General features: G+C 46.4%; 14 protein-coding genes. 11 read left to right on the top strand and 3 right to left on the bottom strand.

What is annotated here, in order from left to right; translation table 11 throughout:
* The first annotated feature begins 48 nt into the window (after positions 1-48).
* The 9 genes from AB4161_RS15810 to pgpA all read left to right on the top strand — a co-directional run bounded on the left by AB4161_RS15810 (position 49) and on the right by pgpA (position 7,797).
* Positions 49-1,299 (top strand): glutamate-5-semialdehyde dehydrogenase, encoded by a 1,251-nt coding sequence (locus tag AB4161_RS15810; protein ID WP_017060786.1) that lies wholly within the window; start codon positions 49-51, stop codon positions 1,297-1,299.
* Positions 1,300-1,455: 156 nt separating this feature from the next.
* Positions 1,456-1,905, top strand: a complete 450-nt coding sequence (gene nrdR, locus AB4161_RS15805) for a transcriptional regulator NrdR (RefSeq protein WP_004734394.1) — start codon at positions 1,456-1,458, stop codon at positions 1,903-1,905.
* A 40-nt stretch (positions 1,906-1,945) separates the two neighbouring features.
* Complete coding sequence (gene ribD, locus AB4161_RS15800) at positions 1,946-3,025, top strand: bifunctional diaminohydroxyphosphoribosylaminopyrimidine deaminase/5-amino-6-(5-phosphoribosylamino)uracil reductase RibD (RefSeq protein WP_372083591.1); 1,080 nt, start codon at positions 1,946-1,948, stop codon at positions 3,023-3,025.
* A 69-nt stretch (positions 3,026-3,094) separates the two neighbouring features.
* The gene (locus tag AB4161_RS15795; RefSeq protein WP_010436361.1) at positions 3,095-3,751 is read left to right on the top strand and encodes a riboflavin synthase; all 657 of its coding nucleotides are present in this window, start codon (positions 3,095-3,097) and stop codon (positions 3,749-3,751) included.
* Between the two features lie 108 nt (positions 3,752-3,859).
* Positions 3,860-4,969 (top strand): bifunctional 3,4-dihydroxy-2-butanone-4-phosphate synthase/GTP cyclohydrolase II, encoded by a 1,110-nt coding sequence (ribBA, locus tag AB4161_RS15790; protein ID WP_017060784.1) that lies wholly within the window; start codon positions 3,860-3,862, stop codon positions 4,967-4,969.
* A 295-nt stretch (positions 4,970-5,264) separates the two neighbouring features.
* Positions 5,265-5,735, top strand: a complete 471-nt coding sequence (gene ribE, locus AB4161_RS15785) for a 6,7-dimethyl-8-ribityllumazine synthase (protein ID WP_004741508.1) — start codon at positions 5,265-5,267, stop codon at positions 5,733-5,735.
* The gene (gene nusB / locus AB4161_RS15780; protein WP_004734399.1) at positions 5,735-6,202 is read left to right on the top strand and encodes a transcription antitermination factor NusB; all 468 of its coding nucleotides are present in this window, start codon (positions 5,735-5,737) and stop codon (positions 6,200-6,202) included. Before ribE ends, nusB begins: the two co-directional genes overlap by 1 nt.
* Positions 6,203-6,316: 114 nt before the next feature.
* Positions 6,317-7,291: a thiamine-phosphate kinase gene (gene thiL, locus AB4161_RS15775; RefSeq protein ID WP_017066823.1), complete on the top strand. Its 975-nt coding sequence runs from the start codon at positions 6,317-6,319 to the stop codon at positions 7,289-7,291.
* Positions 7,291-7,797: a phosphatidylglycerophosphatase A gene (gene pgpA / locus AB4161_RS15770; protein ID WP_017060782.1), complete on the top strand. Its 507-nt coding sequence runs from the start codon at positions 7,291-7,293 to the stop codon at positions 7,795-7,797. The genes thiL and pgpA overlap by 1 nt, the downstream gene beginning before the upstream one ends.
* A gap of 119 nt (positions 7,798-7,916) precedes the next feature.
* On the opposite strand, the gene dxs is transcribed toward pgpA, so the two are convergent.
* Genes dxs through xseB form a run of 3 tightly spaced genes read right to left on the bottom strand, consistent with a single transcriptional unit; the run spans position 7,917 to position 10,969 of the window.
* On the bottom strand, positions 7,917-9,800 hold the full coding sequence (dxs, locus tag AB4161_RS15765; RefSeq protein WP_372083589.1) for a 1-deoxy-D-xylulose-5-phosphate synthase: 1,884 nt from the start codon (positions 9,798-9,800) through the stop codon (positions 7,917-7,919).
* Positions 9,801-9,821: 21 nt separating this feature from the next.
* Complete coding sequence (ispA, locus tag AB4161_RS15760) at positions 9,822-10,706, bottom strand: (2E,6E)-farnesyl diphosphate synthase (protein ID WP_017070489.1); 885 nt, start codon at positions 10,704-10,706, stop codon at positions 9,822-9,824.
* 20 nt (positions 10,707-10,726) lie between these two features.
* Positions 10,727-10,969 (bottom strand): exodeoxyribonuclease VII small subunit, encoded by a 243-nt coding sequence (gene xseB / locus AB4161_RS15755; protein WP_004734405.1) that lies wholly within the window; start codon positions 10,967-10,969, stop codon positions 10,727-10,729.
* A gap of 297 nt (positions 10,970-11,266) precedes the next feature.
* Here xseB and pomA point away from each other — a divergent pair, with 297 nt between their 5' ends.
* Positions 11,267-12,031 (top strand): flagellar motor protein PomA, encoded by a 765-nt coding sequence (gene pomA, locus AB4161_RS15750; protein WP_017060778.1) that lies wholly within the window; start codon positions 11,267-11,269, stop codon positions 12,029-12,031.
* Between the two features lie 12 nt (positions 12,032-12,043).
* Positions 12,044-12,991 carry a flagellar motor protein MotB gene (locus AB4161_RS15745; protein ID WP_017060777.1) on the top strand — a complete coding sequence of 316 codons (948 nt, stop codon included), beginning with the start codon at positions 12,044-12,046 and terminating at the stop codon, positions 12,989-12,991.
* The last annotated feature ends 71 nt before the right edge of the window (positions 12,992-13,062 follow it).

Here is a 13,062-nt window from a genome sequence, read left to right as displayed (position 1 = left end):
ATCACCTTTTTGCATCCAAAGACAGACAGAATTTAGGGAGAGTTAAACGTGGATTTAACTAACATGGGTATCGCAGCAAAAGACGCTGCTTTCCACCTAGCGACCGCATCTACGGCGCAAAAGAATAAAGCATTGGCGATTATCGCTGATGAGCTAGAAGCAAACGCAACAACGATTTTAGAAGCGAACGCGAAAGACATCGAACTGGGTCGTGAAGCGGGTTTAACTGACGCACTGCTCGATCGTCTACTTCTTAACGAAGAGCGCTTAACCGGTATCGCTAACGATGTTCGTAACGTGATTAGCCTGAATGACCCAGTTGGCAGCGAAATTGACAGCAAAGTACTAGAAAACGGTATGTCACTGTCTCGCCGCCGCGTGCCACTTGGTGTGGTGGGTGTTATCTATGAAGCGCGTCCGAACGTAACCATCGATATTGCAGCTCTGTGTCTGAAGACAGGTAACGCAAGCATTCTACGTGGTGGTAAAGAGACGTTTTTCTCGAACATGGAACTGGTTAAGGTTATCCAGTCTGCATTAGAGAAAGCGGAGCTTCCAGCCGCTTCTGTTCAGTACATCGAGAAGCCTGATCGTGAACTCGTTTCTCAACTGCTTAAACTGGACGACTACGTGGATATGATCATTCCTCGTGGCGGCGCTGGTCTGCACAAGATGTGTAAAGAGAACAGCACCATCCCAGTAATCATCGGCGGCTTTGGTATCAGCCATATCTTCGTTGATGAAAGCGCTGATCTTGAGAAATCTGTCGATGTGGTCGAAAACTCAAAAGTTCAACGTCCATCGGCGTGTAACTCGTTAGATACACTGCTAGTGCATGAAGCGGTTGCTGAAGCTTTCCTAACTAAGCTGAAACAGCGTTTAGCCGGCAAGGTAACCTTAGTTGCTGATACCAGTGCAAAATCGCTGCTAGCGGGTTTTGAAGACCAACGTGATGCGGTTGAAGGCGACTTTGACACTGAATGGCTAAGCTACACGCTAGGCGTGAAAGTGGTAGCGGATGTGGCAGAAGCGATTGACCACATGCGTGTACACAACGCGAGTCATTCAGATGCGATCATGACCAATAGCTTAGAGAGCTCAGAGCGTTTCATTAACTCTGTTGGTTCTGCAGCGGTTTATGTGAATGCATCAACACGTTTCACTGATGGAGCACAGTTTGGTTTAGGTGCTGAAGTTGCCGTGTCTACTCAGAAATTGCATGCTCGCGGCCCAATGGGCTTAGAAGAGCTGACAAGCTACAAATGGGTAGGTAAAGCGAACTATTTAGTCCGCGGTTAACGCTGGTCGTTAATTTTACTCCTCAGCTCATTTTTGAAATGGCGGTCGAGTAGCAATAATCAATGAATCACCACACAAAAGGGCCTTAATTGGCCCTTTTTCTTTCCTAACGTTTGGCAATTCCGTTACACTGATATTCAATTATTTGGAGGTGATATGCATTGTCCTTTTTGTTCAGAGAACGACACTAAAGTAATCGATTCAAGACTGGTAGCCGATGGCCATCAGGTTCGTCGTCGCCGTCAATGCCTTGCATGTAGTGAACGTTTTACTACGTTCGAATCGGCAGAACTTGTGATGCCTAAAGTCATAAAGTCGAATGGAAACCGCGAACCATTTAATGAAGATAAAATGGTGGGTGGTGTACAGCGCGCCCTAGAAAAACGCCCAGTGAGTGCTGACGCGATTGAACTTGCGATCAGTACGATTAAGTCACAACTCCGTGCAACTGGTGAGCGTGAAGTACCAAGCGAGATGATTGGTAATCTTGTGATGGGCCAATTGAAAGAATTGGATAAAGTGGCGTACATTCGTTTTGCCTCTGTTTACCGCAGCTTTGAAGACATCCGAGAGTTTGGCGAAGAAATCGCTAAATTAGAGGATTAACTCCTCAATCATGTCAAACTTTACTCCCCTAGATTTTCAAATGATGTCGCGTGCTATTCAGTTAGCAAAACGCGGCATTTACACTACTGCGCCAAACCCTAATGTGGGTTGTGTCATTGTACAAACCGACGGTCAGATCGTTGGTGAAGGTTTTCATGCCAAAGCTGGCGAACCTCATGCTGAAGTACATGCCATGCGAATGGCAGGCGACAAAGCAAAAGGTGCGACGGCTTATGTCACGCTAGAGCCTTGTTCTCATTACGGTCGAACGCCGCCTTGTGCTGAAGGTTTGATTAAGGCTCAAGTAGCCAAAGTGATTTGTGCCATGCAGGACCCAAACCCAAAAGTCGCAGGTCGTGGTATCAAAATGCTACGCGATGCGGGTATTGAGGTTGAAATCGGTTTGCTAGAGCAAGACGCTCTCGACTTGAACCCTGCATTTATCAAGCGTATGCAAACTGGCATGCCATTCGTTCAGTTAAAGATGGCCGCTAGCCTTGATGGGCAAACGGCATTGGAAAATGGCCAAAGCCAGTGGATCACATCGCCAGAAGCACGTCGTGATGTTCAGAACTACCGAGCAAAATCAGGCGCTGTGTTGTCAACTAGCCAGACGGTGATTGAAGACAACGCGTCGTTGAATGTTCGTTGGGCAGAGTTGCCAAGCAGTATCAAAGGTCATTACGCTGAAGACGAGCTGCGTCAGCCGATTCGCGTGATTCTTGATCGTCAAAACCAACTGCGTCCTGAACTCAAGTTATTCCAGACTCCAACATCGGTGTTGAGAGTTGCCGAAGCATCTGCTGATATTGAAGTCGCAACCACAGATGCAGGTCAGCTCGATTTGCACGATCTGATGCGTCAATTACCTGCCAATCATATCGACCATATTTGGGTCGAAGCGGGCGCAACATTGGCAAAAAGCTTGATTGAAGAGCAGCTGGTGGATGAGCTAATCTTTTATTTAGCACCTAAACTTATGGGCAGTGACGGACGAGGTTTGATGGGTGCATTAGGGCTCACTTCAATGTCTGACGTTATTGACCTAGAAATTAAAGATGTTCGACAGGTTGGTGTGGATATTCGCATCGTTGCGAAACCCGTATTTCGAAACAGATAGTAACGAAACCACAGTGGAAATAGTTACTCCAACTGCATACGTGTCGTTGACAACAAAAAGAGTTTTAAAATGTTTACAGGAATTGTAGAAGCCGTAGGTACATTGAGTGCAATCACTCCCCGCGGAGAAGACATCACCGTAACGGTTAATGTTGGTAAGCTTGATATGGCTGACGTTAAGTTAGGCGACAGTATCGCTACCAATGGTGTGTGTTTGACAGTTGTTGAATATAACGACCACAGCTACAGTGCAGATCTTTCGCTTGAGACCCTGAAAAAAACGGGTTTTGTCGATTACCAAGCGGGCGATAAAGTTAACCTTGAGAAAGCAATGTTACCAACCACGCGTTTCGGTGGACATATAGTGTCTGGTCACGTTGATGGCGTGGGTGAGATTGTTGAACGTAACCAAGTTGGCCGTGCGATTGAATTCTGGGTAGAAATGCCAGCAGAAATCTCAAAATACGTGGCTCAAAAAGGCTCAGTAACAGTTGATGGCATTAGCCTGACTGTGAACGATTTACGTAAGAACGCATTCAAGCTGACTATCGTTCCTCATACTTCTTCAGAAACCACCATCGACCAATTCAATGTCGGTCGTAAAGTGAATCTAGAAGTTGATGTATTAGCACGTTACATGGAGCGTTTACTGCAAGGTCAGCAACAAGAATCTGAGCCTGAATCTCGATTAACGATGGAATTCTTACAGCAGAATGGTTTTGCCTAACCGTTGATACAAAGTGCGTTAAGCGAGACTTTGTAAAGCGAAGCAATATCATCAGGTTTAAATAGTGTCGGTTCTAGGAAGCAGAACCATTTCAAAGGATATAGAACAATGCCAATTAGTACTCCTCAAGAAATTATTGAAGACATTCGCCTAGGAAAAATGGTTATCCTGATGGATGATGAAGATCGCGAAAATGAAGGCGATCTGATCATGGCAGCAGAACATGTGACGCCAGAAGCGATTAACTTCATGGCGATGTACGGCCGTGGTTTAATTTGTCTGACGCTAACCAAAGAGCGTTCAAACCGCATGGGTCTAGCGCCTATGGTTCAAGATAACAACGCACAGTACACCACTAACTTTACTGTTTCGATTGAAGCGGCAGAGGGCGTAACAACGGGTATCTCTGCATCAGACCGTGCAGTGACGGTTCAAGCGGCAGTGGCGAAAGATGCGAAAGCGGCTGATCTTGTTCAACCTGGTCATATTTTCCCACTGACAGCGCAAGATGGCGGTGTTCTGACTCGCGCAGGACACACAGAAGCAGGTTGTGATTTAGCACGTCTTGCAGGCTGCGAGCCAGCATCGGTTATCGTTGAGATCCTTAACGACGACGGTACTATGGCTCGTCGCCCTGACCTTGAAGTGTTTGCTGAAAAACACGACATCAAGCTAGGCACGATTGCTGACTTGATTGAATACCGCAACAATACAGAAACAACGATTGAGCGTGTAGCACAATGCCATTTACCAACAGAGTTTGGTGATTTCGAGCTGGTGACTTACCGCGATACAATTGATAACCAGATCCACTACGCGATGCAAAAAGGCGACCTATCTGAAGGTGCTCCTTTGGTACGTGTTCACCTGCATGACACGTTCACCGATCTGCTTCATTCAGACCGTGGTACTGAACGCAGCTGGTCGCTAGATAAAGCGATGAAGCGTATTGGCGACGAAGGCGGTGTGTTGGTTATTCTTGGCAACGAAGAGTCGTCTGATTCTTTGATTCACAAAGTGAAGACATTCGAAGCGCAAGACAAGAACGAGCAGCCAACTATGGCGAAGAAGCAGGGTACCTCGCGTCGTGTTGGTGTCGGTTCTCAGATTCTTCAAGATCTAGGTGTGCACGATATGCGTCTGCTTTCTTCAAGCACTAAGCGTTACCACGCATTGGGTGGTTTTGGCCTTAACGTTGTTGAGTACGTTTGCGAATAAACCATGCGTTAGCAAGCAGACGTTTCTCCGTTTGTAGCAACATAATTTACCGATGATTTCAGTGGCTCTTTTGGTGATAAATCTTGCCAAAAGAGCAAAGTAGCCAAGTCCGACTCAAAACGTGTTCAACACACAAACTTGGTTACTCGCTGTTCCTATATGCTTGGGATCAGCGCTGCATTATCATCTTTACATTGCCGGTGTCTGTTCTTCTAAATTACCATTAGATATTGCTCACAGTTTTGTGCTAGAATCCGGCGATTCTCACTTGATGAAAATAGTTAAAGGAAGGCTTATGAAAGTGATCGAGGGTGGCTTCCCAGCGCCAAATGCAAAAATTGCTATCGTTATTGCTCGTTTCAACAGTTTTATTAACGAAAGTTTACTTTCTGGTGCAATCGATACTTTAAAGCGTCATGGACAAGTAAGCGAAGACAACATCACTGTTGTTCGTTGCCCTGGTGCAGTAGAACTTCCACTTGTAGCGCAGCGCGTTGCAAAAACAGGTAAGTTCGATGCGATTGTATCTCTTGGTACAGTAATTCGTGGCGGTACACCTCACTTTGACTATGTTTGTAGTGAATGTAATAAAGGTTTGGCACAAGTGTCTCTGGAATATTCTCTTCCAGTAGCGTTTGGTGTTCTTACTGTTGATACGATCGATCAAGCTATTGAACGCGCAGGAACCAAGGCTGGTAATAAGGGTGCAGAAGCAGCACTTAGCGCACTTGAGATGATCAACGTTCTTTCTGAAATCGATTCCTAATGGGGGCCAGTGTGAAACCAGCCGCACGTCGTAACGCACGTCAATTTGCTCTACAAGCAATTTATTCTTGGCAAATTACTAAAGAAAATATTGCTACCGTTGAAGAACAGTTCTTATCTGGTGGTAAGTATGATGAAGAAGAGCATCATGCTGCAGAGCCTGCTCTTGCTATGCCAGAAACAGACGTTGCATACTTCCGCGACCTACTAACTGGTGTTGCTCTTAGCCACATGGAACTTGATAGCAAGCTTCGTCCATTCGTATCTCGCCCTATGCAAGATCTGGATCTGATGGAACTAGCGCTTCTACGTTTAGCTATGTACGAGATGACTCGTCGCGAAGATGTACCATACAAAGTGGTTATCAACGAAGCTATCGAGCTTGCAAAAGTATTTGCAGCAGAAGACAGCCATAAGTTTGTTAACGGTGTGCTTGATAAAGCTGCACCGCACGTTCGTAAGAAATAAGACGTTCGTATATTGAATCTAAAGGTCAGCTTTTATGCTGGCCTTTTTTGTAACTAAATTTCTGTAATATCCATAATTACGGCGATTTTTATGAGACTAAAGATAGGGCATGTGATGTCTGGCGAATTTAACCTGATTGAAAAATATTTTGTAAATCGACAACCACAACGTAAAGACGTTCTTCTAGCTGCTGGCGATGATTGTGCTTTGGTCAAAGCGCCGGGCAATGTTGAGATAGCGATCAGCACGGACACCTTAGTTGCTGGTACCCATTTCTTAGCTGAGGCGAATCCGGCTTGGGTGGCACACAAAGCGTTGGCTTCCAATATCAGTGACCTTGCTGCAATGGGCGCGACGCCTGCTTGGGTGTCTTTTGCTTTAACCATGCCTGAAATCGATGAAGCATGGCTTGCTCCCTTCTGTGACTCCTTTTTTAAACTCGCAGACTACTTTGGTATTCAGTTAATTGGTGGCGACACAACCAAAGGTCCACTAAGCCTGACACTGACGGTACAGGGCTTTGTTCCTGAAGGACGAGCGCTGCGCAGAGATGGCGCGAAAGTGGGCGACTGGATTTACGTAACAGGTAATCTAGGTGACAGCAAAGCTGGCTTAGAAGTGTTACTTAACCCTGAGCAGAACAGAGCGAAGCCCTATGCTGCTGAGCTTGAAGAGAGACATTATGTGAGCGCCCCACGAGTGTTGGCGGGTCAGGCTCTAGTGAACCTTGCTTCATCTGCGATTGATATCTCTGATGGCGTTATTGCTGATTTAAAACATATCCTTAAGCGTTCTCAAGTTGGCGCGAGTATTGATGTAAGCACGCTGCCTATCTCTCCAGAGTTACGTCAGTTCGCTCCTGATATCACTTCAGCTCAGCAATATGCGCTAACGAGTGGTGAAGAGTACGAACTGTGCTTTACTGTACCAGAAGAGAATAAAGGGTCGCTGGAAAGTGCTTTGTCACACACTGGTACAAAAGTCACCTGCATTGGCCAGATAAGACCTGTAGAATATTTTGAATTACACAATAATGGTGAACCACTAAGCTGGAACTTAACTGGTTACGATCACTTTAAGGTTAATTGATGACAAACCCACTTTCTCTTATTTCTCTTAAAAATCCTTGGCATTTCTTAGCAACGGGTTTTGGCAGTGGCTTATCGCCTATTATTCCCGGCACAATGGGCACGCTTGCGTCAATTCCGTTGTACCTATTGTTGGTTCAGCTACCGTTTCCTGCTTACGTTGCCGTGGTGGTGGTAAGCTGCATTATTGGTATTAAGATCTGCCAAGTAACGTCTGATGATATGGGCGTGCATGACCACGGTTCTATCGTTTGGGATGAGTTTGCGGGCTTTTGGATCACCATGAGCTTAGTGCCTATGCTGAATATCCCTGCCGATGACTGGAAATGGCTTCTGACTGGTTTTGTGCTTTTCCGCTTCTTTGACATGGTAAAACCTTGGCCGATTGGTTGGCTAGATGCGCGAATTCACGGCGGCTTGGGTATCATGATTGACGATATTGTAGCGGGTATTATGGCGGCTATTTCGTTGTATGCCGTGGCACATTTCGCAGGTTGGTTAGTGTGAGTTAACTGAAGGGCTAAGGTTTAGTTGGCGATACACCAAACTAATTAGCAGATACTAAAAAGGTTGACCCTAGGGCCAACCTTTTTTGTTTGCGGAGCTTACGAGCTTACGTATTAAAGCTACTTGGCAAGATAGTCAGTGATAGACTTCTCAATGCCTTTCGCGTCCAAACCAAGCTCTTCATGCAGTTCGCCTTGCGTACCTTGAGCAATGAACTTGTCTGGTAGGCCAAGGTTCAATACTGGCATCAGCAGTTTCTCTTGCATCAAGAACTCAATCACACCTGCGCCCGCACCACCTGCAATCGCATTCTCTTCGATAGTTACCAGTACATCGTGGTCAGCAGCAAGTTGTTTGATCAGAGCTTCATCGAGTGGTTTCACAAAGCGCATATCTGCAACTGTCGCATCGATGACGTCAGCGGCTTGAAGTGCACTCTCAAGGAAAGTACCAAAGCTTAAGATAGCGACTTTCGAGCCATCTTTTGTTTTTTCGCTTTCGCGAACCATACGACCTTTACCAATCTCAAGCGCGGTAAATTTATTTTGTATCTCAGTACCCATACCATTACCGCGAGGGTAACGAACGGCACTTGGACCTGTATGCTGGTGGCCAGTGTAAAGCATTTGGCGACATTCGTTTTCGTCGCTTGGCGCCATGATCACCATGTTTGGAATACAACGCATAAAGCTTAAGTCGAACGCACCTTGGTGTGTTTGACCATCAGCGCCGACAAGACCAGCACGGTCGATAGCGAACATGACCGGTAAGTCCATGATAGCCACATCGTGGATCAGTTGATCGTAACCACGTTGTAGGAACGTCGAGTAGATAGCGACTATCGGCTTATCACCCGCAATCGCCATACCGGTTGCTAGGGTCACAGCATGCTGCTCAGCAATCGCTACGTCGAAGTATTGTTCTGGGTACTCTTTCGAGAAACGCACCATGCCAGAGCCTTCACGCATTGCAGGCGTGATCGCCATCAGCTTAGGATCTTGCGCGGCCATATCACACAGGAAGTCGCCAAAAATCTTAGAGAACGTTGGTTTAGAGCTGGTGCTCTTAGGCAGACTTGAGTGTGCTGGATCGAATTTCGGTACGCCGTGGTAACCGATTGGATCTTTCTCAGCTGGCTCGTAGCCTTTGCCTTTCTTAGTCATGATATGCAGGAACTGAGGACCTTTAAGGTCTCTCATGTTCTTAAGCGTTTTAATCAGCTCATTGACATCGTGACCATCAATTGGGCCAATGTAGTTAAAGCCTAACTCTTCGAACATGGTGCCAGGGACTACCATGCCTTTTAGATGTTCTTCTGTACGACGAACCAGCTCTTTAATCGGCGGAACGCCTGATAGCACTTTCTTGCCGCCCTCACGAATTGACGTGTAAAGACTGCCAGAAAGAACTTGAGCTAGGTGGTTGTTTAGCGCACCTACGTTTTCAGAGATCGACATCTCGTTATCGTTCAGGATAACCAGCATGTCATTGTGAATATCGCCCGCATGGTTCATGGCTTCAAATGCCATACCTGCTGTAATCGCGCCATCACCAATCACACTCACGACTTTACGGTTCTTGCCTTCTTTCTTCGCACTGATAGCCATACCAAGTGCAGCACTGATCGACGTTGAAGAGTGACCAACAGAAAGGGTGTCGTATTCGCTCTCTTGACGCCATGGGAATGGGTGCAGTCCATCTTTTTGACGGATAGTCGACAAGCGGTCGCGACGACCTGTAAGAATTTTGTGCGGGTATGCTTGGTGACCAACATCCCAAACCAACTGGTCAAAAGGCGTGTTGTACACATAGTGCAGAGCAACTGTCAGCTCTACTGTACCTAAGCCTGACGCTAAGTGACCACTTGACTGGCTCACCGAGTTAAGAAGATAGGTACGTAATTCATCACAAAGCTGTGTAAGCGTCTCTTTTGGAAGTAGACGCAAATCCTCTGGCTTATCAGCCAAAGCAAGAGTTGGGTACTTTGATATATCAAGAGTCATAGGTAATGCGCGCTTATTGTCTTAGTTCTTGCGCTCGATGACGTATCGGGCGAACTCTTCGAGTGACTGGGTATTGTATGGGATTGCAGCCAAAGCTTGAAGCGCTTCCTGAAGCAGAGTTTGCGCTTTTTCTTGAGCGCCCTCTAAACCTAACAAAGAAGGGTAGGTGCTTTTGTTCAAATCTTGGTCAGAGCCCTGTGGTTTACCCAAAGTTTCGGTATCGCTAATGATATCTAAAATATCATCCTGAACTTGGAAGGCTAACCCGATTGCATCGGCGTACTTATCTAATTGAGGCATCACTTCAAACGCTTTTTCGCCAGCAGCCAGAGCACCTAAACGAATCGCACATTTCATTAGCGCGCCCGTTTTATTGCGGTGAACTTCTTCTAACTCTTCTAGCGTGACAGAGCGGTTTTCAGCTTCAATATCAAGTGCTTGTCCAATGCACATACCTTGTGCACCAGAGGCTTCGGCTAGGCGTTGAATCATTCGAACGCGATTGCTTTCACCGTCAGCACTTAATGTACCTTCCGCAAGTATAGTAAATGCGAGAGTTTGTAGGGCATCGCCCGTTAAAATGGCGGTCGCTTCATCGAATTTGATGTGACAGGTCTGATGGCCACGACGCAGTTCGTCGTCGTCCATTGCTGGCAGGTCGTCGTGAATCAGAGAGTAGGCATGAATACATTCGACTGCAGAAGCTGGAGTGTCGAGTTCTTCAGCGGTGCAACCGAGCATCTCCCCTGTAATATAGACAAGAAATGGACGCGCGCGCTTGCCGCCTAAAAGTAACCCATAACGCATTGCGTTGATCAGGTTCTGATTTTGGTGTGGCAGGCGATCAAGCCAAAGGTTCAGTTGCTCGTTATTACGTGCCTGATAAGACAATAAAGTCTCGATCATAGGGGATCTCATACAATTCGTTATTCTGGTTGTGGGTTAAAGTCACTAAGTTCTGCGTTTTCATCATTTTGCAGTAGGATGCTAACACGCTGTTCAGCATCGTTTAGTTTGCTTTGACCGGCACGAGCGAGGGAGATACCTCGTTCAAATTTTTTCAGCGCATCATCTAAAGCTAGATCACCGTTTTCTAGTTGATCAACCAAGCCGTCGAGCTCTTCGATTGCCGCTTCAAAGCTCATATTTTCAGGTTTCTTAGTAGCCATAATAAATCTGCGTTTGGAAAGATGAACGAACGTTACCTTAGGGCGTTGAGATGGTCAAATGTAACCAATAAATTTTGCTAGAAAGTTCGTTTTTAAGAGGCTTGAAGCCACTTTCATCTAATAACCTCACCTTTATCGAGTTTATGACTGCTCGAGAACGGGGAAGCGGGTAATAGTTGTGATACAAAAAGCAAAAGTGTGATACTTAGGCCAAGAATTTACTAAAAGATCTTATAGTCTTGCCGATAAAAAGATTATCGTCGACATAGAGCTACAAAAAAGCATGAGGAGTGCTCAGTGGATTTAGCAACCCTAATAGGTTTGATTGGTGGATTTGCCTTTGTAATCATGGCAATGATCCTAGGTGGAAGCCTCGGGATGTTCTATGACACGACATCCATATTGATCGTGGTTGGTGGTTCAACGTTTGTTGTTCTGATGAAGTTCACCATGGGACAGTTCTTTGGCGCGACTAAGATTGCCGGCAAAGCTTTTATGTTTAAAGCGGATGAGCCTGAAGATCTTATTGCGAAAGTTGTAGAGATGGCTGATGCGGCTCGTAAAGGTGGTTTTTTAGCACTGGAAGAGATGGAAATTAACAACAGTTTCATGCAAAAGGGCATCGATCTTTTGGTGGATGGCCATGATGGAGATGTAGTTCGTGCTGCACTGCAAAAAGACATCGCATTAACCACAGAGCGTCATGAGCAGGGCGCGAAGGTGTTCTCTGCATTTGGTGATGTAGCACCCGCGATGGGTATGATTGGTACCTTGGTTGGCTTGGTTGCCATGCTTTCTAACATGGATGATCCAAAAGCGATCGGCCCTGCGATGGCGGTGGCACTTTTAACCACCCTATATGGTGCGATTCTTTCGAACATGGTGTTCTTCCCAATTGCCGACAAGCTTGCGCTGCGTCGTGACCAAGAGACACTCAACCGTCGTTTGGTTATGGATGGCGTACTCGCGATTCAAGATGGTCAGAACCCACGAGTAATCGATGGTTACCTGAAGAGCTACCTAAACGAAGGTAAGCGTACGATTGATGGTGAACCTGCGTAAGAGGAGTTGAAGATGGATGAAGAAAATCCATGTAAATGTCCTCCTCCGGGATTGCCTCAATGGATGGGGACATTTGCTGACTTGATGTCACTGCTGATGTGTTTCTTCGTACTGCTGCTCTCATTCTCTGAGATGGACGTACTGAAGTTCAAACAGATCGCTGGCTCGATGAAATTTGCGTTTGGTGTACAAAACCGCTTGGAAGTGAAAGACATTCCTAAAGGCACCAGCATCATTGCACAAGAGTTTCGACCTGGTCGTCCAGAGCCGACACCGATTGATGTGATCATGCAGCAGACGATTGATATTACGCAGCAAACGCTTGAGTTTCATGAAGGTGAATCTGAGCGTGCTGGCGGTACCATGCGTGATCAAGGCAAGATGACCGGAGGCAAGTCGCCAGAGGTTTCGACTCACGACAATCAAAACTCTGAGTCAGACCAACAGCAACAACAAGCTGAAGCTCAATCGCAAGAGATGGAAACCTTGATGGAAAGCATCAAGAAGGCGTTGGAGCGAGAGATAGACCAAGGCGCGATTGAAGTTGAAAACCTTGGCCAGCAGATTGTGATTCGAATTCGTGAGAAGGGTGCATTCCCATCGGGTTCTGCTTTCCTACAGCCTAAGTTCCGACCTTTGGTGAGACAGGTTGCTGAGTTGGTGAAAGATGTTCCGGGTATCGTTCGAATCTCAGGGCACACCGATAATCAACGTCTTGATTCCGAGCTTTATCGATCTAATTGGGACTTGTCATCACAGCGAGCAGTGTCTGTTGCTCAAGAGATGGAAAAGGTGCGTGGTTTCTCTCATCAACGCTTGAGAGTACGCGGCATGGCGGATACCGAGCCAGTCGAGCCGAACGATACTGAATGGCAACGTAGCCTCAACCGCCGCGTTGAAATCAGCATCATGCAGGGCGAGCCGCTTTACAGTGACGAAGTGCCTGTTATTAATGAATAGCCGATACGTGTACACACGGTAGCATGCAGATAGCATCGAAAGCCCAACCTTATAATGAGGTTGGGCTTTTT

This window comes from Vibrio sp. 10N.286.51.E5 (assembly GCF_041469125.1).
Classification (GTDB): Bacteria; Pseudomonadota; Gammaproteobacteria; order Enterobacterales; family Vibrionaceae; genus Vibrio; species Vibrio crassostreae_C.
The sequence above is the reverse complement of the archived record's forward strand: the minus strand, read 5'-3'. Positions and strand labels throughout refer to the sequence as shown.

Bases quoted from the DNA above. Each gene is read 5' to 3' on its own strand.
- ribBA (WP_017060784.1), top strand. From the start codon at position 3,860: ATGCCAATTAGTACTCCTCAAGAAATTATTGAAGACATTCGCCTAGGA.
- xseB (WP_004734405.1), bottom strand. From the start codon at position 10,969: ATGGCTACTAAGAAACCTGAAAATATGAGCTTTGAAGCGGCAATCGAA.
- ispA (WP_017070489.1), bottom strand. From the start codon at position 10,706: ATGATCGAGACTTTATTGTCTTATCAGGCACGTAATAACGAGCAACTG.
- pgpA (WP_017060782.1), top strand. From the start codon at position 7,291: ATGACAAACCCACTTTCTCTTATTTCTCTTAAAAATCCTTGGCATTTC.
- ribD (WP_372083591.1), top strand. From the start codon at position 1,946: ATGATGTCGCGTGCTATTCAGTTAGCAAAACGCGGCATTTACACTACT.
- ribE (WP_004741508.1), top strand. From the start codon at position 5,265: ATGAAAGTGATCGAGGGTGGCTTCCCAGCGCCAAATGCAAAAATTGCT.
- AB4161_RS15745 (WP_017060777.1), top strand. From the start codon at position 12,044: ATGGATGAAGAAAATCCATGTAAATGTCCTCCTCCGGGATTGCCTCAA.
- dxs (WP_372083589.1), bottom strand. From the start codon at position 9,800: ATGACTCTTGATATATCAAAGTACCCAACTCTTGCTTTGGCTGATAAG.
- thiL (WP_017066823.1), top strand. From the start codon at position 6,317: ATGTCTGGCGAATTTAACCTGATTGAAAAATATTTTGTAAATCGACAA.
- AB4161_RS15795 (WP_010436361.1), top strand. From the start codon at position 3,095: ATGTTTACAGGAATTGTAGAAGCCGTAGGTACATTGAGTGCAATCACT.
- nusB (WP_004734399.1), top strand. From the start codon at position 5,735: ATGGGGGCCAGTGTGAAACCAGCCGCACGTCGTAACGCACGTCAATTT.
- nrdR (WP_004734394.1), top strand. From the start codon at position 1,456: ATGCATTGTCCTTTTTGTTCAGAGAACGACACTAAAGTAATCGATTCA.